Source organism: Pseudomonas sp. FG86 (genome assembly GCF_057808775.1).
In genome coordinates this window covers 1-19,209 of record NZ_JBMDIS010000082.1, presented here as the reverse complement: position 1 = coordinate 19,209, position 19,209 = coordinate 1, and the positions used below count along the sequence as shown (strand labels likewise).

Annotated in this window: 17 protein-coding genes and 4 pseudogenes; 15 read left to right on the top strand and 6 right to left on the bottom strand. The window is 61.5% G+C overall.

Annotation, left to right across the window (positions count from 1 at the left end; all coding sequences use genetic code 11):
- Positions 1 to 129 precede the first annotated feature (129 nt).
- The 3 genes from yfiR to yfiB are packed head-to-tail and all read left to right on the top strand — an operon-like array spanning position 130 to position 2,451.
- On the top strand, positions 130 to 696 hold the full coding sequence (gene yfiR / locus ACODSV_RS29905; RefSeq protein WP_024077399.1) for a regulatory sequestration protein YfiR: 567 nt from the start codon (positions 130 to 132) through the stop codon (positions 694 to 696).
- On the top strand, positions 693 to 1,955 hold the full coding sequence (gene dgcN, locus ACODSV_RS29900) for a diguanylate cyclase DgcN/YfiN (RefSeq protein ID WP_150095496.1): 1,263 nt from the start codon (positions 693 to 695) through the stop codon (positions 1,953 to 1,955). Before yfiR ends, dgcN begins: the two co-directional genes overlap by 4 nt.
- A 4-nt stretch (positions 1,956 to 1,959) precedes the next feature.
- Positions 1,960 to 2,451 (top strand): outer membrane lipoprotein YfiB, encoded by a 492-nt coding sequence (gene yfiB, locus ACODSV_RS29895; RefSeq protein ID WP_150054235.1) that lies wholly within the window; start codon positions 1,960 to 1,962, stop codon positions 2,449 to 2,451.
- Positions 2,452 to 2,610: 159 nt separating this feature from the next.
- On the opposite strand, the gene ACODSV_RS29890 is transcribed toward yfiB, so the two are convergent.
- Positions 2,611 to 3,561 carry a LysR family transcriptional regulator gene (locus ACODSV_RS29890; RefSeq protein WP_024077396.1) on the bottom strand — a complete coding sequence of 317 codons (951 nt, stop codon included), beginning with the start codon at positions 3,559 to 3,561 and terminating at the stop codon, positions 2,611 to 2,613.
- 129 nt (positions 3,562 to 3,690) lie between these two features.
- Between ACODSV_RS29890 and ACODSV_RS29885 the strand changes: the two genes are divergently transcribed.
- Complete coding sequence (locus tag ACODSV_RS29885) at positions 3,691 to 5,208, top strand: CoA-acylating methylmalonate-semialdehyde dehydrogenase (protein ID WP_069077011.1); 1,518 nt, start codon at positions 3,691 to 3,693, stop codon at positions 5,206 to 5,208.
- A 14-nt stretch (positions 5,209 to 5,222) separates the two neighbouring features.
- The gene (gene mmsB, locus ACODSV_RS29880) at positions 5,223 to 6,110 is read left to right on the top strand and encodes a 3-hydroxyisobutyrate dehydrogenase (protein ID WP_150055521.1); all 888 of its coding nucleotides are present in this window, start codon (positions 5,223 to 5,225) and stop codon (positions 6,108 to 6,110) included.
- Between the two features lie 302 nt (positions 6,111 to 6,412).
- On the opposite strand, the gene ACODSV_RS29875 is transcribed toward mmsB, so the two are convergent.
- A complete protein-coding gene (locus tag ACODSV_RS29875; protein ID WP_003230905.1) occupies positions 6,413 to 6,757 on the bottom strand; it encodes a cupin domain-containing protein in 345 nt (114 codons plus the stop codon).
- A 453-nt stretch (positions 6,758 to 7,210) separates the two neighbouring features.
- Between ACODSV_RS29875 and kynB the strand changes: the two are divergent.
- Positions 7,211 to 7,860, top strand: a pseudogene (gene kynB / locus ACODSV_RS29870) (arylformamidase).
- The gene (gene kynA / locus ACODSV_RS29865; RefSeq protein ID WP_150054012.1) at positions 7,857 to 8,714 is read left to right on the top strand and encodes a tryptophan 2,3-dioxygenase; all 858 of its coding nucleotides are present in this window, start codon (positions 7,857 to 7,859) and stop codon (positions 8,712 to 8,714) included. The pseudogene kynB and the gene kynA overlap by 4 nt, the downstream one beginning before the upstream one ends.
- 106 nt (positions 8,715 to 8,820) lie before the next feature.
- On the opposite strand, the gene ACODSV_RS29860 is transcribed toward kynA, so the two are convergent.
- The 3 genes and pseudogenes from ACODSV_RS29860 to ACODSV_RS29850 all read right to left on the bottom strand — a co-directional run bounded on the left by ACODSV_RS29860 (position 8,821) and on the right by ACODSV_RS29850 (position 11,163).
- Complete coding sequence (locus tag ACODSV_RS29860) at positions 8,821 to 10,224, bottom strand: amino acid permease (protein WP_024077391.1); 1,404 nt, start codon at positions 10,222 to 10,224, stop codon at positions 8,821 to 8,823.
- Between the two features lie 72 nt (positions 10,225 to 10,296).
- Positions 10,297 to 10,583, bottom strand: a pseudogene (gene antC, locus ACODSV_RS29855) (anthranilate 1,2-dioxygenase electron transfer component AntC); the annotation flags it as partial.
- Between the two features lie 106 nt (positions 10,584 to 10,689).
- The gene (locus tag ACODSV_RS29850; protein ID WP_003176072.1) at positions 10,690 to 11,163 is read right to left on the bottom strand and encodes an Lrp/AsnC family transcriptional regulator; all 474 of its coding nucleotides are present in this window, start codon (positions 11,161 to 11,163) and stop codon (positions 10,690 to 10,692) included.
- Between the two features lie 143 nt (positions 11,164 to 11,306).
- On the opposite strand from ACODSV_RS29850, the gene kynU reads away from it, so the two are divergent.
- From kynU to ACODSV_RS29835, 3 genes and pseudogenes are all read left to right on the top strand, one after another.
- On the top strand, positions 11,307 to 12,557 hold the full coding sequence (kynU, locus tag ACODSV_RS29845) for a kynureninase (protein ID WP_150056046.1): 1,251 nt from the start codon (positions 11,307 to 11,309) through the stop codon (positions 12,555 to 12,557).
- A gap of 139 nt (positions 12,558 to 12,696) precedes the next feature.
- A pseudogene (locus ACODSV_RS29840) lies at positions 12,697 to 12,777 on the top strand (hypothetical protein); the annotation flags it as partial.
- A pseudogene (locus ACODSV_RS29835) lies at positions 12,754 to 12,915 on the top strand (amino acid permease); the annotation flags it as partial. The pseudogenes ACODSV_RS29840 and ACODSV_RS29835, both read left to right, overlap by 24 nt.
- On the opposite strand, the gene ACODSV_RS29830 reads toward ACODSV_RS29835, so the two are convergent.
- A complete protein-coding gene (locus ACODSV_RS29830; RefSeq protein WP_150056506.1) occupies positions 12,861 to 13,760 on the bottom strand; it encodes a LysR substrate-binding domain-containing protein in 900 nt (299 codons plus the stop codon). The pseudogene ACODSV_RS29835 and the gene ACODSV_RS29830 overlap by 55 nt on opposite strands.
- 196 nt (positions 13,761 to 13,956) lie before the next feature.
- Here ACODSV_RS29830 and ACODSV_RS29825 point away from each other — a divergent pair, with 196 nt between their 5' ends.
- The 5 genes from ACODSV_RS29825 (at position 13,957) to ACODSV_RS29805 (ending at position 19,145) form a co-directional block, all read left to right on the top strand.
- Positions 13,957 to 14,721 carry a sulfite exporter TauE/SafE family protein gene (locus ACODSV_RS29825; RefSeq protein ID WP_150055781.1) on the top strand — a complete coding sequence of 255 codons (765 nt, stop codon included), beginning with the start codon at positions 13,957 to 13,959 and terminating at the stop codon, positions 14,719 to 14,721.
- A 118-nt stretch (positions 14,722 to 14,839) separates the two neighbouring features.
- Complete coding sequence (mdaB, locus tag ACODSV_RS29820) at positions 14,840 to 15,430, top strand: NADPH:quinone oxidoreductase MdaB (RefSeq protein WP_024077384.1); 591 nt, start codon at positions 14,840 to 14,842, stop codon at positions 15,428 to 15,430.
- Positions 15,431 to 15,460: 30 nt separating this feature from the next.
- Positions 15,461 to 16,357: a LysR family transcriptional regulator gene (locus ACODSV_RS29815; protein WP_069077005.1), complete on the top strand. Its 897-nt coding sequence runs from the start codon at positions 15,461 to 15,463 to the stop codon at positions 16,355 to 16,357.
- A 103-nt stretch (positions 16,358 to 16,460) separates the two neighbouring features.
- A complete protein-coding gene (locus ACODSV_RS29810) occupies positions 16,461 to 17,354 on the top strand; it encodes an NAD-dependent epimerase/dehydratase family protein (protein ID WP_041161024.1) in 894 nt (297 codons plus the stop codon).
- Between the two features lie 345 nt (positions 17,355 to 17,699).
- The gene (locus ACODSV_RS29805; protein WP_150056457.1) at positions 17,700 to 19,145 is read left to right on the top strand and encodes a SulP family inorganic anion transporter; all 1,446 of its coding nucleotides are present in this window, start codon (positions 17,700 to 17,702) and stop codon (positions 19,143 to 19,145) included.
- The last annotated feature ends 64 nt before the right edge of the window (positions 19,146 to 19,209 follow it).

Genomic DNA, 19,209 nt, shown 5'->3' with positions numbered 1-19,209 from the left:
TATTTCTGATTCAGACGTTTGAGTTTTCTGAAAAAATAGCCACCCCCGCGAAGGCCCCTCTTCGCGGGATTTTCCGCCGCTGTGCTATCGTTGCGGCATCACCCCGAAAACACCTTAGAGAATCGCTGCATGAACGTGGCCGTCTCGCCCACAGAGCGTCGTTTCAACTGGAGACGCCTGTTACTTGTGGCGCTTCTGTGCGTGCTCGCCCCGCAGGCCTTTGCCCAGGCTCCCAGTCCGGCGGATCAACGCGCCGAGGCGGTCACCCAGGTGGTGCTCGGCATCCTCAGTTACGCACGCTGGCCGGTGGAGCCCGCGCAACTGCGCCTGTGCATCGTCGGGCCGACCCAATACACCGACGACCTGGTCAAGGGCACCACCCAGGCCACCGGCCGTCCGGTAGTGGTGCGGCGGCTGTTGGCCGACCATCCCGATATCGTCAATGCCTGCGACGCCGTGTACATCGGCAAACTCAGCGCCGATGAACGCAGCCAATTGTTTGCCTCGCTCAGCGGTCACCCGGTGCTCAGCATCAGCGAGGGTGGCGACCAGTGCACCGTGGGCAGCCTGTTCTGTTTGCGAGTGGAGGACGAGCAGGTGTCGTTCGAGGTCAACCTCGACTCCGTTGCACGCAGCGGCGTGCGCATTCACCCCAGTGTGCTGCAACTGTCCCGCCGCCGAGCAGCCGCGCCATGACAGCCGTCAAAGTACGCCCGACCCTGCGCTCCGTGATTGGCAGGGGGCACTTGATCCTGGCATTGGTGGCGGTGATCCTGGCCAGTGTGTCGCTGACCCTGCTCGGTGTGCTGGCGCTGCGAGTGTACGCTGAACACAACCTGCATTTGATCGCGCGCTCGATCAACTACACCGTAGAAGCCGCAGTGGTGTTCAACGACAGCGCGGCGGCGACCGAAGCCCTTAGCCTGATCGCGTCCACCGAAGAGGTGGCCCAGGCTGAAGTCTTCAACGCCAACGGCAGGCTGTTGGCGCAGTGGGTACGCCCGGAAACAGGGATGTTGTCCAAGGTCGAGCTGCAACTGGCCCACGCCCTGCTTGAACAGCCCATCAGCCAACCCATCATCCACCAGGGGCGAACCGTTGGCAGCATTCACCTGACGGGTCATGGCGGTAGCCTGTTGCGTTTCCTGCTCAGCGGTCTGGCCGGGATCTTGATTTGCACCGTGCTGAGCGCTTGGGTCGCCCTGCATTTGGCACGGCGCCTGTTACGGGGCATTACCGGTCCATTGCACAGCCTCGCGGCAGTGGCACACGCCGCCCGTATGGAGCGCGACTTCGACCGCCGCGTACCACCGGCACAAATCGCCGAACTTGACAGTTTGGGCAACGACTTCAATGCCCTGCTCGGCGAGATGGAGGCCTGGCAGTCCCACCTGCAAAGCGAAAACGAAACCCTTGCCCACCAGGCCAACCACGACAGCCTGACCGGCTTGCCCAACCGGGCATTCTTTGAGGGCCGCCTGATTCGTGCGCTGCGCAGTGCGGCCAAGAGCAAGGAGCAGGTGGCAGTGCTTTACCTCGACAGTGACCGCTTCAAAGAGATCAATGACAGCTTTGGGCATGCCGCAGGGGATGCCGTGCTTGTGGCCGTCGCCAAGCGTGTGCGTGCGCAATTGCGTGAGGACGACCTGGTGGCGCGCCTGGGCGGCGATGAGTTCGCTATCCTGCTCTCGCCGCTGCACAAGCTGGAAGACGCCGAACGCATCGCCGATAAAATCATTGCCAGCATGGACATGCCGATCCCGGTACCGGGCAATACCCAGGTCTTGACCTCACTCAGTATCGGCATCGCCATTTATCCCGAGCATGGCGCCACCCCAGGTGCCCTGCTCAACGCCGCCGACGCGGCGATGTACCAGGCCAAGCGCTTGTCCCAGGGCGGCCAGCAAACAGCGGAGCCGGAGCGCCCCGCCGTCAATGTTCATCACAGGAGTTAGTCCCTTGTTCTCGACTGTACGCGTTCTGTTTATCACCTTGTTTGTGGCGCTGCTGGCCCTGAGTGGATGTCAGACAGCCCCACCCAAAGGGCTGACCCCGGCGCAGATCGTCGTGCTCAAGCAACAAGGCTTCGCACTGACCGACGAAGGCTGGGCGTTTGGCCTGTCCGGCAAAGTCCTGTTTGGCAGCGACGTCGAGACCCTCAACCCCGCCAGCACTGAGATCGTCCAACGCATCGGCAAAGCCCTGCTGGGCGTCGGCATCGAACGCGTGCGCATCGACGGCCATACCGACGCCTCGGGCAAGGAAACCTACAACCAGCAACTGTCCCTGCGCCGTGCCAAAAGCGTGGCTACCGTGCTGACCGGCGTGGGCATGAAAGAAGAAAACATCCAATTGCGCGGTCTGGGCAGCAGCGAGCCGGTGGCGTCCAACGACACGGCGGCGGGACGTACCGAGAATCGTCGGGTGTCGATCGTGGTGATCGCGGACTGAATGGCTTCACCCGCGTTAATCTGAAATGCAATCAACCTGTGGGAGGGGGCTTGCCCCCGATAGCGGAGTGACAGAACCCGAGGGACGGGCTGACACATGGCTATCGAGAGCAACCCTCCCAGACCTCGTTAGGATTTGCCCACCTGAGTCCTTGCAGACTTACTGACTGGCAAACCGCATCTCCCGCGTCTCTCCCATCAACAACCCCTGGTTCTGCTCCGTCACTTGCCTGATGTAATCCCACAACAAGGTAATCCGCTTCAACTTCCGCAGATCCTCCCGGCAATACATCCAAAACTGCCGCGTAATCGCAATCTGTTCCCCCAGCACCGGCAGTAAGCGCGGGTCCTGTGCCGCCAGGAAACACGGCAATATCGCCATCGATCGCCCTTGCTGCGCCGCCACGTACTGGGCGATCACGCTGGTACTGCGCAAGCTGGCGCTGGCGCCCGGTACGACGTTTGCCAGGTAGAGCAGCTCTGAGCTGAACGCCAGGTCATCCACATAGCTGATAAACGGATGCTCGGCCAAATCTGCCGGGCGTTGGATGGGCGGGTGTTGGTCGAGGTATTCCTGGGTCGCGTACAGTTGCAGTTTGTAGTCGCACAACTTGCAACACACGTACGGCCCATGTTCCGGGCGTTCCAGGGCGATGACGATGTCGGCTTCGCGCTTGGACAGGCTGATGAAGTGGGGCAAGGGCAGGATGTCCACCGAAATCGCCGGATACGTGTCGACGAAGTGGCTCAACTGCGGGGTGACGAAAAAGCTGCCGAAGCCTTCGGTGCAGCCCATGCGCACATGGCCGGACAACGCCACGCCGGAGCCGGATACCTGCTCGCAGGCCATGTGCAGGGTACTTTCGATGGACTCGGCGTAGCCCAGCAAACGCTGGCCTTCGGGGGTGAGTACGAAACCGCTGGTCCGGGATTTTTCGAACAGCAGAGTGCCGAGCGACACTTCCAATGAGCTGATGCGCCGCGACACGGTGGTGTAGTCCACCGCCAGGCGCTTGGCGGCGACGCTGGCCTTGCGGGTGCGGGCCACCTCGAGAAAAAACTTCAGGTCATCCCAGTTCAGGGAGCCCAGTGATGTGATGTTTTTTTGCATATTGGACCGGCTTTTATGTGCGTTCTTATTAGAGATTTGCACATCTATACTCCAAAAACAGTCCGAACGCCTCATTACCAAGGCGATTCACGCGCCTTGTCTCTGCATAACTACAAGATTGGAGACCACATGAACGCATCTGCCGATATTTCCGTGCAACAGGTCAAGTTGCTGATCAATGGTGAATGGGTCGAGTCCAAGACCACCCACTGGCAAGACATCGTCAACCCGGCCACCCAGCAAGTGCTGGCCAAAGTCCCGTTTGCCACCGCCGATGAAGTCAACGCAGCCATTGACGCCGCCCATCAAGCGTTCCAAACCTGGAAGCTGACGCCCATCGGCGCGCGCATGCGCATCATGCTCAAGCTGCAAGCCTTGATCCGCGAACATTCCAAGCGCATCGCCGGGGTCCTCAGCGCCGAGCAGGGCAAGACCATTGCCGATGCCGAAGGCGATATTTTCCGTGGCTTGGAAGTGGTGGAGCACGCCTGTTCCATCGGCACCCTGCAAATGGGCGAGTTCGCTGAAAACGTCGCCGGGGGGGTGGACACCTATACCCTGCGCCAACCCATCGGCGTGTGCGCCGGCATTACCCCGTTCAACTTCCCGGCGATGATTCCGCTGTGGATGTTCCCCATGGCCATTGCCTGCGGTAACACCTTCGTCCTCAAGCCTTCCGAGCAAGACCCGCTGTCAACGATGCTGCTGGTGGAACTGGCGCTGGAAGCCGGTGTGCCGGCCGGCGTGCTCAACGTCGTGCACGGTGGCAAGGATGTGGTAGATGCGCTGTGCACCCATAAAGACATCAAGGCGGTGTCCTTCGTCGGTTCGACCGCCGTGGGGACGCATGTGTACGACCTGGCCGGCAAGCACGGCAAGCGCGTGCAGTCGATGATGGGCGCGAAGAACCATGCGGTGGTGCTGCCCGATGCCAACCGCGAACACACCCTCAATGCCCTGGTCGGTGCCGGTTTCGGTGCGGCGGGCCAGCGTTGCATGGCCACTTCGGTGGTGGTGCTGGTGGGTGCGTCCAGGCAGTGGCTGCCAGACCTCAAGGCGCTGGCGCAAAAGCTCAAGGTCAATGCCGGCAGCGAAGCTGGAACCGATGTCGGCCCGGTGATCTCCAAGCGCGCCAAGGCGCGCATCCTGGAACTGATCGAAAGCGGCGTGAAAGAAGGCGCCAAGCTGGAGTTGGATGGCCGCGACATCCAGGTGCCGGGCTTCGAGCAAGGCAACTTTGTCGGCCCGACCCTGTTCTCCGGCGTGACCACCGATATGCAGATCTATACCCAGGAAATCTTCGGCCCGGTGCTGGTGGTGCTGGAAGTCGACACCCTCGATGAAGCCATCGCCCTGGTCAACGCCAACCCGTTCGGCAACGGCACCGGCCTGTTCACCCAGAGCGGTGCGGCGGCGCGTAAATTCCAGAGCGAAATCGATGTGGGCCAGGTCGGTATCAACATCCCGATCCCGGTGCCGGTGCCGTTCTTCAGCTTCACCGGTTCCCGTGGCTCCAAACTGGGTGACCTGGGCCCTTACGGCAAGCAAGTGGTGCAGTTCTACACCCAGACCAAAACCGTCACCAGCCGCTGGTTCGACGACGACACGGTCAATGATGGCGTCAACACCACCATCAACCTGCGCTGATTCGGGAGACGACCATGAAGATTGCATTTATCGGCTTGGGCAACATGGGCGCGCCCATGGCCCGCAACCTGATCAAGGCCGGCCATGGGCTGAACCTGTTCGACCTGAACCAGGCGGTACTCAAGGAACTGGCCGAGCTGGGTGGCAGCATCAGCGCTTCACCGCGGGATGCCGCTACCGGCGCCGAGTTGGTGGTTACCATGCTGCCGGCCGCCGCCCATGTGCGCAGTGTCTGGCTGGGTGAAGACGGTGTTTTAGCCGGTATCGGCCAAGGCGTGCCGGCGGTGGATTGCAGCACCATCGACCCGCAGACCATCCGCGATGTCGCGGCTGCGGCGGCCAAGCAAGGTGTGGCTGTCGCCGATGCACCGGTCTCCGGTGGCACTGGCGGCGCGCAAGCCGGGACCCTGACCTTCATGGTCGGCGCCAGCGCGGAACTGTTTGCCACCCTGCAACCGGTGCTGGCGCAGATGGGCCGCAACATTGTGCGTTGCGGCGACGTCGGCACCGGCCAGATCGCCAAGATCTGCAACAACCTGCTGCTGGGCATCAGCATGGTCGGCGTCAGCGAAGCCATGGCCCTGGGCGATGCGCTGGGCATCGACACCCAAGTGCTGGCGGGGATCATCAACAGTTCCACCGGCCGCTGCTGGAGTTCCGACACCTACAACCCTTGGCCGGGCGTGATCGAAACGGCGCCGTCATCCCGTGGTTATACCGGTGGTTTTGGTGCCGACCTGATGCTCAAGGACCTCGGCCTGGCCACCGAAGCCGCGCGCCAGGCACACCAGCCGGTGATCCTCGGCGCCGTGGCCCAGCAGTTGTATCAATCGATGAGCCAGCGTGGGGAAGGGGGCAAGGACTTCTCGGCGATCATCAACAGCTACCGCAAACCCAAGTAGTGTGGGCTGCGCTTACTGTGGTCAGCAGATTGACTGTGGTAAGTAGACTGACTGTGGCGAGCGGGCTTGCCCCGCGTTGGGCTGCGCAGCAGCCCCAATCCAATCACTGCGATCGTTCAGAAGGATCGGGGGGGATGGTTTTAGGGCTGCTGCGCAGCCCAACGCGGGGCAAGCCCGCTCGCCACAGTAAACCGGTTTTGCACAGTAAACCGTTTTGCACAGTAAACCGGTTTGCACAGTAAACCGGTTTGGCACAGTAAACCGGCTCGCCACAATGCAAAGCAGTTCACGGTAGAAGTGAATCAAGCAAACACAAAATACTTACGCACCGTCTCGACCACTTCCCACGTGCCCTTCATCCCCGGTTCCACCACAAAGATATCCCCAGCGCGCAAGTGGATCGGCTCCATGCCTTCCGGGGTGATCACGCAGTAGCCCTCTTGGAAGTGGCAGTATTCCCACTTCACGTATTCCACATACCACTTGCCCGGTGTGCAGATCCAGGTGCCCATGATCTTGCTGCCGTCTTCGCTGGTGTAGGCGTTGAGGTTGACGGTGTGCGGGTCACCTTCGAGCTTTTCCCATTTGCAGGCATCCAGGACGGGCAGCGGGTGGGTGTCGCGCAGTACGGTGATGGGCTTGGACATGGATGACTCCGAGGCGGGGAATGGAAAGATGCACCCTAAGGCCTTGGGCGTTGCGCCAGTGGTCTGAACTCGACATCGGGATGCCCAGAAGCGCAGGGAGTCCGATGGTTGAGGCATCGCGAAGTCAGTGTGGAAGGCTTTTTTGTAGGAGCGAGCTTGCTCGCGAAGAACTCACAGACGCCGCGTTCGTTCAGGAAACACGCGTTATCGTTGAGGTTTTTCGCGAGCAAGAACTAGGCGTCCCCCTCGCTCCTACAGGAGGCTATGTACGCTTAACTGGCCGGCATTAATCCTTGGTGGCCGCTCCTCTGTGGCCAGGCGATACTTCTGAGCGTAAATAAGCCGTTTCTTCGCAGTAAGTGCGAAATATTTCCGGCCTGGCGCAGGAATTCGCAAGAAAATTCACAGCTGGCCCTCGTATCATTCACCTCAGTACCGACCGAGAGCCTTGAAATGAACCCAATAAAAACGTGGTGGGACATCAGCCCACCCTTGAGCGCGGCGACCCCGACCTGGCCGGGGGATACGCCGTTCCAGGAAGAGCGTGTATGGCAGTTCGGCCCGGAGTGTCCGGTGAATGTCGGGCGCATTACCTTGTCGCCGCACACTGGCGCCCACGTGGATGCCCCGCTGCATTACAGCGCGCAGGGTGCACCGATTGGCGAAGTGTCGTTGGACGTGTACATGGGCCCGTGCCGCGTGTTGCATTGCCTGGACAGCGGCGCGCTGGTGCAGCCGCATCAACTGGACGGGCGTGTGGATAACTTGCCCGAGCGCGTGTTGCTGCGCACTTATCCACAAGCGCCGCTGACCGAGTGGGATTCGAATTTCACCGCCATCGCCCCGCAAACCATCGAGCTGCTCGCCGGCCTCGGTGTGCGCCTGATCGGTATCGACACCCCGTCCCTGGACCCGCAACAGTCCAAGACCATGGATGCTCACAACGCCGTGGCCCGCCATGGCATGGCGATTCTCGAAGGCATCGTGCTCGATGACGTAGCGGAGGGCGACTATGAACTCATCGCGCTGCCCTGCGGTTTGCCCATCTCGACGCCAGCCCGGTCCGTGCCATTCTCCGCCCGCTCAAGGAGCCCACGCGATGAGCCAATGTCCTTTCTCAGCTGATTACCAACCCCCGGAAGAATGGCATAACGCCGAACTGAATTTTTCCGAGTCCATGAGCTATGGCGACTACCTGGACCTGGGCAAAGTCCTCAGTGCCCAGCACCCGCTGTCGCCAGACCACAACGAAATGCTCTTTATCATCCAGCACCAGACCTCCGAGCTGTGGATGAAACTGATGCTCCACGAACTCAAGGCCGCCCGCGAACACGTGCGCCTGGGCGAGTTGCCGCCAGCGTTCAAGATGCTGGCGCGGGTGTCGCGGATCTTCGATCAACTGGTGCACGCCTGGGCGGTGCTGGCGACGATGACGCCGTCGGAGTACAAGGCGATTCGCCCGTTCCTGGGGCAGTCATCAGGGTTCCAGTCGTTCCAGTACCGTGAGATCGAATTCATCCTCGGCAACAAGAGCCCGGCGCTGTTGCGGCCCCATGCCCATCGGCCTGAGTTGTTGCAGGAGTTGCAGGTGGCGATTGCCACGCCGTCGCTGTACGACGAGGCGATCAACCTGATGGCCAAGGCGGGTCTGGCGATTGATCCCCAACGTGCCGAGCGCGACCCGACGGCGGCCACGGTGCATGATGACTCCGTGGAGGCGGCATGGCGTGAGGTCTATCGCGACCCAAGCCGGTACTGGGACCTGTATCAGTTGGCGGAAAAGTTTATCGACCTGGAGGACTCGTTCCGCCAATGGCGCTTCCGGCATGTGACCACGGTGGAGCGGATTATCGGCTTCCAGCCGGGTACTGGCGGCACCGAAGGCGTGGGTTACCTGCGCAAGATGCTCGACACGGTGCTGTTCCCCGAGCTGTGGCGAGTACGCTCCACGCTGTAAACGCAATCAAATGTGGGAGGGGGCTTGCCCCCGATGGCGGAGGGTCAGTGGACACATAAGTGACTGACACACTGCTATCGGGGGCAAGCCCCCTCCCACATGGATATTACTGCGCAGCGGCGACCGCTTTCGTCTTACTCACTCGCAACCGGTAGGCCACATAGATAACCCCCACCCACACCGGCATCGCATACACCGACTCCCGAATCCCAGGAATCGCCAGCATCACGCTGATGATCATCAGCATGAACGCCAGGCACAGGTAGTTGCTGAACGGGAACCAGAAGGTCTTGAACGACGGCACCACGCCTTGCTCACCCATGGCTTTGCGGAACTTGATGTGCGTGATGCTGATCAGCGCCCAGTTGATCATCAGCGAGGCAACCACCAGCGCAAACAGCAACTCCAGGGCACTTTTCGGTGCCACATAGTTGACCACCACGCACAGCATCGTCACCAGCGCCGAAATACCCAGGGCCCGCAACGGTACGCCTTGCTTGTTGAGTTTCATCAGAGACTTGGGTGCATCGCCTTGCTCGGCCAGGCCGAACAGCATGCGGCTGTTGCAGTACACGCCGCTGTTGTACACCGACAGCGCCGCGGTCAGTACCACGAAGTTGAGGATATGCGCGGCGGTGTCGTTCCCGATCAGCGAGAAGATCTGCACAAACGGGCTGCCGCTGTAGGCATCGCCCGACGCGCCGAGGGTTTGCAGCAGTTGATCCCACGGGTACAGCGACAGCAGCACGGTCAGGGCACCGACGTAGAAAATCAGGATGCGGTACACCACCTGGTTGATCGCCTTCGGGATCACCTTGCGCGGTTCGCTGGCCTCGGCGGCAGTGATGCCCACCAGCTCCAGGCCACCGAACGAGAACATGATGAACGCCATGGACATCAACAGCCCCATGCCGCCGTTGGGGAAGAACCCGCCGTGGCTCCACAGGTTGCTGATCGAGGCTTGCGGGCCGCCGGTGCCGCTGAACAGCAGGTAGCAGCCGAGCACGATCATGCCGACAATCGCCACCACCTTGATGATCGCGAACCAGAACTCAGCCTCACCGAAGAACTTCACGTTCAGGGTGTTGATCAGGTTCACCGCGACAAAGAACACCAGTGCGCTGACCCAGGTTGGAATCTCTGGCCACCAGAACTGGATGTACTTGCCCACGGCCGTCAGTTCGGCCATGCCCACCAGCACGTACAGCACCCAGTAGTTCCAGCCCGCCAGGAAGCCCGCGTAACCGCCCCAGTATTTGTGCGCGAAGTGGCTGAATGAACCCGCCACCGGTTCTTCAACGATCATCTCGCCCAGCTGGCGCATGATCAGGAACGCGATGAAACCGGCAATCGCGTAGCCCAGGATCATCGACGGCCCCGCCGACTTGAGCACCCCGGCCGAACCGAGGAACAGCCCCGTGCCGATGGCCCCTCCCAAGGCAATCAGCTGAATATGCCGGTTCTTCAGGCCACGCTTGAGGCCTACCGGGTTAACCATGTCATCCGCCATTAACATTCCCTTCTACTTGTTTTTCTCGGGGTTGATTACACGCCGAACCCGCCCCTCAGAAGTGCTGAGGGGTCAGATATTACTCTGCGTGAACTTTTCGTAATACAGCTGAACGCCATCAAGTGCCTGATCCACCAGCCATTGCTGGACGGATTCGACCATTGGCGGGGGGGGCGCACACGTACATATCGGCCGATCTGTCGCGTAATTCGGCCAGGTCAAAATGCTCGGTGAGGTAGCCACGCTTGCCGGACCATGCGGGCGAAGGGTTGCTCAGGACTTCGGTGCAGCGAAAGTGGGCGAGCCTGGAGGCGCGCCGCTTCGCACAAGTCTTCGACGCCGCGTACGCCGTAGTAGACGCCCCCTGTAGGAGCGAGCTTGCTCGCGAAGGTATTTCAGGCGCATCGCTGCGCTGGATGTACCTGTTTCGCGAGAAAGCTCGCTCCTACAAAAGGCATCGTCGGCCTACTTACGCACAACCAGATCCAACACCTCATCCCGATCCTTGATCTTCTGCAACACGATCTCCGAGCGAATATCCATCACCCCCGCCGTGCGGTTCAGGTGGTTCACGATAAAGTCCGAAAAGTGCTTGAGGTTGCGCGCCTGCACCCGTAGCACGTAGTTGCTGGCGCCGGTGATCACGTAGGCGCTGGCCACTTCCGGCCAGCCTTGCACCTTCTTGATAAACGTCTCATGCCAATCCTCCACATCCTGGCGCAAGGAGAGGTGGACGATGGCCTCCAACTCGATCCCCAACTGCTCGGCATTCAGCACCGCGCGATAGCCGCTGATGATGCCTTCGCTCTCCAGCAAGCGCAGGCGGCGCAGGCAGGCGGAGGGTGACAGCGCGACTTTTTCCGCCAGTTCCTGGTTGCTGATACGGCCATCCTGTTGCAGGAAATGCAGGAGGCGCAGGTCGGTGGCGTCGAGAATCATGGTTGGCATAAATCCGCGTATTTTCGGTTTAAATTCGAATTTCCTACAGCTTAATTAGCGTGTTACCCACCACTTTGCACGAAAATTCTCTAAAGCTTCGTTCATTATTTGCAGCATCTTCAGCCTAAAAGCCAGGACAGCCCATGACCCCCCGAAGCCATTGCCAAGCCCTCGACGCCCAGGACTCGCTGGCGCCGCTGCGTCGTCAGTTCGCCTTGCCGGAGGGCGTGATCTATCTCGACGGTAACTCTCTCGGCGCGCGCCCGGTGGCGGCCTTGGCGCGGGCGCAGGCGGTGATTGCCGAAGAGTGGGGCAATGGCCTGATTCGCAGCTGGAACAGCGCCGGCTGGGCGGATTTGTCCCAGCGCCTGGGCAATCGCCTGGCACCGCTGATCGGCGCGCGCGACGGTGAGGTGGTGATCACCGATACCACCTCGATCAACCTGTTCAAGGTGCTCAGCGCCGCGTTGACCGTGCAGCGTCAACGCGCGCCTGCGCGCAAGGTGATCGTCAGCGAGGCGAGCAACTTTCCGACCGACCTGTATATCGCCGAGGGTCTGGCCGAGCTGCTGCAACAGGGCTATTCCCTGCGCCTGGTGAACAGCCCGGACGAATTGCCCCAGGCCATCGACCAGGACGTGGCGGTGGTGATGCTCACCCACGTCAACTACAAGACCGGCTACATGTACGACATGCAGGCGCTGACCGCCCTGAGCCACGAGTGCGGCGCGCTGAGCCTCTGGGACCTGGCCCATTCGGCGGGCGCGGTGCCCATCGACCTGCATCAGGCCGGTGCCGATTATGCGATTGGCTGCACCTACAAATACCTCAACGGCGGCCCGGGCTCCCAGGCATTCGTGTGGGTCAACCCGGCGTTGGTGGATGTGGTGCGGCAGCCGTTGTCGGGCTGGTTCGGGCATACCCGGCAGTTCGCCATGGAGTCCACCTATGCGCCGAGTGCTGGCATCGCCCGCTACCTGTGCGGCACCCAGCCGATCACCTCGCTGGCGATGGTGGAGTGTGGGCTGGAGGTTTTCGAACAGACCGATATGGCCAGCCTGCGCAGCAAGTCCCTGGCGTTGACTGACCTGTTTATCGCGTTGGTGGAGGCTCGTTGTGCTGCCCATGAGCTGGTACTGATCACCCCGCGTGAGCACGCCCGGCGTGGCAGTCATGTGAGCTTCGAGCACCCTGAAGGCTATGCGGTGATCCAGGCGTTGATCGCCCGTGGTGTGATCGGTGACTACCGCGAGCCGCGCATCATGCGCTTTGGGTTTACGCCGTTGTACACAAGCTTTACCGAGGTGTGGGATGCCGTGGAAATCCTCGGTGAAATCCTCGACAACCGCACCTGGGACCAACCGCAATTCAAAGTCCGCCACAGCGTCACCTGAAGATAACGCAGATCAAAATGTGGGAGGGGGCTTGCCCCCGATGACGGTGTGTCAGTCACTTGGATGTTTGCTGATCCACCGCTATCGGGGGCAAGCCCCCTCCCACAGGGGATCTGTGACAACAGTTAGACCGTGCAACGCCGTCGGCTATGCCGGCCCCAGCGTACGGGTGAGCTACGCCATCGGTGCGTTGATCACCTTGCTGCTGATGGGCGCGGTGATGATCACCACCTATTTCACCGGGGCGTTCAAGATGACGTTGGTATTTGGCGTGCCGTTCCTGCTGATCCTGTCGGCGGTGTATTACGGGTTTTTCCGCAAGGGCAGGGCCAAGGCGTCGAACAGGGCCCTGGCGTAACCTGGCAGGTGGTCGAACGAGCGCGCGCATAACAGCAGTGTTCGACAGGCCCAATCTTCTCGCAACGCTTGGGCCTTGAATCGCCGCTCCAACGGCCAACGGGCCAGCGCCGCCTGGGGCACGATCCCCAGGCCAGCGCCGCGTGCAACCATGCGCATCACCCCGTCAAAGCCCTCGGCACGGATGCGCGTTTGCAAGCGAAACCCCGCGTGCAACGCCTGTTCTTCCAGGTACACCGCCAGCGCGCTGTGGGCGGCCAGGCCCACATAGTCGTAATGCAGGCTGTCGATAAAACTCACCGTACTTGCTGCCGTCAACGGATGCTCCAGCGGCATGATCAGCACCAGTGGATCGTCGCGAAACGCGAGGGTCTGCAAGCCGTGGGCGTCCACGGCGTCGGAGATGATCCCCAGGTCCGCCGTGCCCTGGCGCAAGGCCTGGGTGATGCGCAGGCTTGGCAGTTCCTGCAGGTCGATATCGAGGTTGGGGTGTTCGCGCAGAAAGTCCGCGAGCAGTTCCGGCAGGTATTCGCTGAGCGCGGTGGTGTTGCACAGCAGGCGCACCTGGCCTTTGACGCCGTTGGCGTATTCCGCGAGGTCCTGTTGCAGGTGCTCGGCCTGTTGCAGCAGCAGGCGGGCGTGACGGGCCAAGGCTTTTCCCGCAGGTGTGGGGGTGACGCCTCGACGCCCACGGTCGAGAAACTCGATGCCCAACGAGGCCTCCATCGCCCGGATGCGCGCGCTGGCGGCGGCCAGGGATAAATGACTGCGGGCCGCGCCGGCGGTGATATTGCCGGTGTCGAGGACGTGCAGGTAGAGGCGTAGGTCGATCAGGTCAAAGTGCATGGCTGATTGCTCGGGTGATAGGACTGGCCTCATCGGGAGCAAGTCGACGCCTCGCACCGCCCCTCCCTCATTTGAAATGCAGCCCAAGTGTGGGAGGGAGCTTGCTCCCGATGAGGCCTCAGCCTCATGCAAAACAAGAGGCTGCCTCAGTATATGGCGAATTTCCGAGCTTATCGAAAAGTCGCACAATCGGCCTATGAATACCCTCCTCGCGTTTTACCAAAACCTCGGCCTCGCCCTTACCTTGCTGGTGATCGGCACCTTCCTGCTGGCTGGCACCGTCAAGGGCGTGATCGGCCTCGGCCTGCCCACCGTGGCCATGGGCATGCTCGGCCTGGCTATGTTGCCGGCGCAGGCTGCGGCGTTGCTGATCATCCCTTCGACCGTCACCAACCTGTGGCAATTGGCATTCGGCGGGCACCTGAGTGCTTTGCTCAAGCGCCTGTGGCCGATGTTGCTGCTGATTTTCCTCGGTACCGGGCTGGGCACGGTGTGGCTGGGAATGGACGGCGGGCAATGGGTGGTGCGCGCGTTGGGCGCGGCGTTGCTGGCGTATGCACTGAGCGGACTGTTCCTGCCCACGTTCAAGGTCAACGCCCCAACCGAGCGCTGGCTGGGCCCGCTGTGTGGGCTGATCACCGGCGTGATCACCTCGGCGACGGGCGTATTCGTGATCCCTGCGGTGCCGTACCTGCAAGCGTTGGGGTTGAATCGCGATCAGTTGGTGCAGGCGTTGGGGCTGTCGTTCAGCGTGTCGACCCTCGCGTTGGCCGCGGGATTGGCCTGGCGTGGCACCTTGGGCGGGGGAGAAGTCAGTGCCTCGTTGCTGGCGCTGGTGCCGGCGCTGCTGGGTATGTGGCTGGGCCAGGTGGTGCGCCAGCGCATCAGTGCGCTGTTGTTCAAGCGCGTGTTTTTTATCGGTATGGCCTTGTTGGGCGGGCATCTACTGATCAGCGGTTAACAATGATTGAGGTATTCGTGATTTCTGGTCAAAAGTATTTTGCTCAGTGGTGGCTTATTCCAAGGGGCCGAGGCCGATAGTCTGCGCCCAGACATTTTCAACCTTCTGGACGCTTCCCATGAAAAAAGTACTCCTGCTCAATGGCGGCAAAAAGTTCGCCCACTCCGATGGCCGCTACAACACCACCCTGCATGACACCGCCTTGGCGGTATTGGACCGAGGCGGTATCGACGTCAAAGTCACCCATATCGATGCCGGCTACGACGTGGCCGAAGAGGTCGCCAAGTTCCTCTGGGCCGACGTGATCATTTACCAGATGCCTGGCTGGTGGATGGGCGCGCCGTGGATCGTCAAGAAGTACATCGACGAAGTCTTCACCGAAGGCCACGGTAGCCTGTACGCCAGCGATGGTCGCACCCGCTCCGACGCCTCGCAGAAATACGGCAGCGGTGGCCTCATCCAGGGCAAGCAGTACATGCTGTCGCTGACCTGGAACGCCCCGCAGCAAGCCTTTGACGACCCGACTGACTTCTTCGAAGCCAAGGGCGTGGACGCGGTGTACTTCCCGTTCCACAAAGCCAACGAGTTCCTCGGCATGACCGGCCTGCCGACCTTCCTCTGCGTGGACGTGATGAAACGCCCGGCCATCGAAGCCGATGTGGCGCGCTACGAGCAGCATCTGGCGCAGGTGTTCAACCTCCCGGTGTAAGCTGCGCTGAACCGATAATGAGGACCGCCTGTGAAAGCCCGATCCGATGAGCTACAGATCTTCGTCAGCGTGATTGAGTGCGGCTCGATTTCCGCGGCGGCGGAACAGGTCGGGCAGACGCCGTCAGCGGTCAGCCGCACGCTGTCGCGCCTGGAAGCCAAGCTTGAGACCACGCTGATCAACCGCACCACGCGGCGCATGGACCTGACCGAGGAGGGCAAGTACTTCTTCGAGCAGGCCAAGCTGATCCTGGCGCAGATGGACGAGCTGGAGGAGCGCCTGTCGTCCCGCCAGAAAAATCCGGCCGGGCGCCTGCGTATCAACGCCGCCGTGCCGTTCATGCTGCATGGGATCGTGCCGTACATCGCTGAGTTTCGCAGCCTGTACCCGGACATCCAGCTGGAGCTGAACAGCGATGATTTGATCATCGACCTGCTGGAGCAAAGCACCGACATCGCCATTCGCATTGGCGCCCTGGCCGACTCCACCCTGCATGCGCGCTCCCTCGGCTGGTCGCCGCTGCATATCCTCGCCAGCCCCGCCTACCTCAAGCAGCATGGTGCGCCGACGACGGTTGCCGAACTGGCCGACCACACCTTGCTCGGCTTCACCCAGACCGAAACCCTCAACCATTGGCCCCTGCGCCATGTGGAAGGTGACCGCTGGCTGATCCAGCCCGGCATTGCTGCGTCCAGCGGTGAAACCTTGCGGCAGCTGGCGCTGGAAGGACAGGGCATTTGCTGCCTGTCCAACTTCATGACCGTCGACGACATCAATGCCGGGCGCCTGGTGCCGGTGCTGGAGGCGTTCAACAGTGGCTATCGCCAGCCGATCCATGCGGTGTTCTACCGCAATTCGCAGTTGGCCTTACGCATCCAGTGCTTCCTGGACTTCATCCAAGCCAAGCTGGCGCGGTATGCCTGCTGATTCGTGACCGTCACGCAAGAGTGAATTGGGCGCTGCGGGCTTATTCGGCAGGGATGAGTCCGTAACAATGGACCCATCACTTACCCCGTCAGGAGCACTCTCCATGAACGTATTCATTACCGGCGCAGCCGGTTTTATCGGCGGTTCCATCGCCACTGGCCTGGTCAAGGCCGGCCACACGGTTACCGGTCTGGTACGCAGCGCCGGGCAAGCGGCTGAAATGACCGCCCTGGGCATCAACCCGGTGATCGGTACCCTCGATGACGCCGCCGTATTGACCGCGCAGGCGCACAAAGCCGATGCGGTGATCAATGCCGCGAGCAGCGACCACCGTGCCGCGGTGGAAACCCTGCTGGCTGCGTTGAAAGGCTCGAACAAGCCATTCCTGCATACCAGCGGTTCGAGCATTGTGGGCGATGCGTCGGGCGGCAAGGCCAGTGATGTCATCTATTTCGAAGACAACCTGCCGGAGCCGACCGTCGACAAGGCTGCACGCGTGGCCATCGACAACCTGGTCCTGGCGGCTGCCCGCGACGGCGTGAATTCGGCCGTGATCTGCAACACCCTGATCTACGGCCACAGCCTGGGCGTGAAGCGTGACAGTGTGCAATTGCCGCGCTTGCTCAAGCAGGCGCGCAAGAGTGGGGTGGTGCGCCATGTGGGGACGGGGCAAAACATTTGGTCCAACGTGCACATTGAAGACGTGGTGGCGCTGTACCTGCTGGCGCTGACGAAGAATGTGCCGGGGACGTTCTACTTTGTGGAAAGCGGCGAGGCCTCGTTTATCGACATGACCACCGCGATCGCCCAAGCCCTGAACCTGGGTAAGCCGCAGGATTGGCCACTGGCCGAGGCTGAAGCCGAATGGGGCTATGAAATGGCCAACTATGGCCTGGGCTCCAACAGCCGCGTGCGCGGCAAGCATGCCCGCGAGTTGCTGGGCTGGGCGCCGAAGCGCACGTCGGTGGTGGAGTGGATTCGCCACGAGATGGTCTAGGTTTTCTGCCATTCACTGATGGCAAGCGGGTTTGTTGTGGCAGCAGGCTTACTGTGGCAGCAGGCTTGTTGTGGCGAGCGGGCTTGCCCCGCCTTGGGCTGCGCAGCAGCCCCAAAACCATTCACCGCATTTCTGTCTGGATGTACGCGGTTGCTCTGACAGGGGCTGCTTCGCAGCCCAAGGCGGGGCAAGCCCGCTCGCCACAGTGACAGTGTTGCTCCTTAACTGACTGGCATTGCAACAAGCCCACTTGCCGCAGGGAGTTGCCTGCCTTAAAAATCTGGTCCCGTCGCGCTCAATTCCGTACCATTCCCCGCCTTATCTCCCGCAATGCCCTGGTACCTCATGAACCTCACCCGACTGCGCGCCGATGCACTGGCCGGCCTCACCACGTCTTTCGCGTTGCTGCCCGAATGCATCGCCTTTGCCTTGGTGGCTCACCTCAACCCGCTGATGGGACTCTACGGCGCTTTCATCATCTGCACCCTCACCGCGTTGTTCGGCGGCCGGCCGGGCATGGTCTCCGGGGCGGCGGGGTCGATGGCGGTGGTGATCGTCGCGCTGGTGGTGCAACACGGCGTGGAGTATTTGCTGGCGACGGTGTTGTTGGGCGGGCTGATCATGGTTGCGTTCGGCCTGCTACGCCTGGGCAAACTGGTGCGCATGGTGCCCTACCCGGTGATGTTGGGGTTCGTCAACGGTTTGGCGATCATCATTGCCTTGGCGCAACTGGAGCATTTCAAGAGCGGTGAACGCTGGCTCAGCGGCACGCCGCTGTATGTGATGAGCGGCCTGGTGCTGGTGACCATGGCCATCGTCTACCTGCTGCCGCGCGTCACCCGTGCCGTGCCGCCTGCGCTGGTGGCGATTCTTGGCGTGGGCCTGGCGGTGTACCTGCTGGGCTTGCCAACACGCACGCTGGGCGACATGGCCCACATCGCCGGTGGCTTGCCCACCTTCGCGCTGCCGCAGATCCCCTGGTCGCTGGACACCCTCGGCATCATCGCGCCTTACGCGTTCCTGATGGCCATGGTCGGCCTGCTGGAAACCCTGCTGACCCTCAACCTTACCGACGAAATCACCGAGACCCGTGGCTACCCGGACCGCGAAAGCGTGGCCCTGGGCGCGGCGAATATGGTCTCGGGCCTGTTCGGCGGCATGGGCGGTTGCGCGATGATCGGGCAAACCGTGATCAACCTCAGTTCCGGCGGGCGCGGGCGTTTCTCCGGCGTGTTTGCCGGGGTAATGATCCTGTTGTTCATTCTGTTTCTGTCACCGCTGATTGAACGCATCCCGCTGGCGGCGCTGGTGGGCGTGATGTTCGTGGTGTCGCAGCAGACCTTTGCCTGGGCGTCGCTGCGGGTGATCAACAAGGTGCCGCTCAATGATGTGCTGGTGATTCTCGCGGTGACCGTGATCACCGTGTTCACCGACCTGGCCACGGCGGTGCTCTGCGGCATTCTGATCGCAGCGCTGAACTTCGCCTGGCAACAGGCGCGGGAGTTGTATGCGGATGAACACCTGGAAAACGACGGCAGCAAGCTCTACCGCCTGCATGGCACGTTGTTCTTTGCCTCGACCACGCCGTTCCTGAACCAGTTCGACCCCGCCAACGACCCGGCGCACGTTACCCTGGATTGCCGCCACCTGAGCTTTGTCGACTACTCGGCGATTGCCGCGCTGATGACCCTGCGCGAGCGCTACAGCAAGGCCGGCAAGCATCTGCGGGTGCTGCATTTGTCCGAGCGCTGCAAGAAGCTGCTCAAGCGTGCCAAGGTTCACCACGATTGATCACACACACCTGTAGGAGCGAGCTTGCTCGCGAAAAACGTCAACGATAACGCGTGTTTCCTGA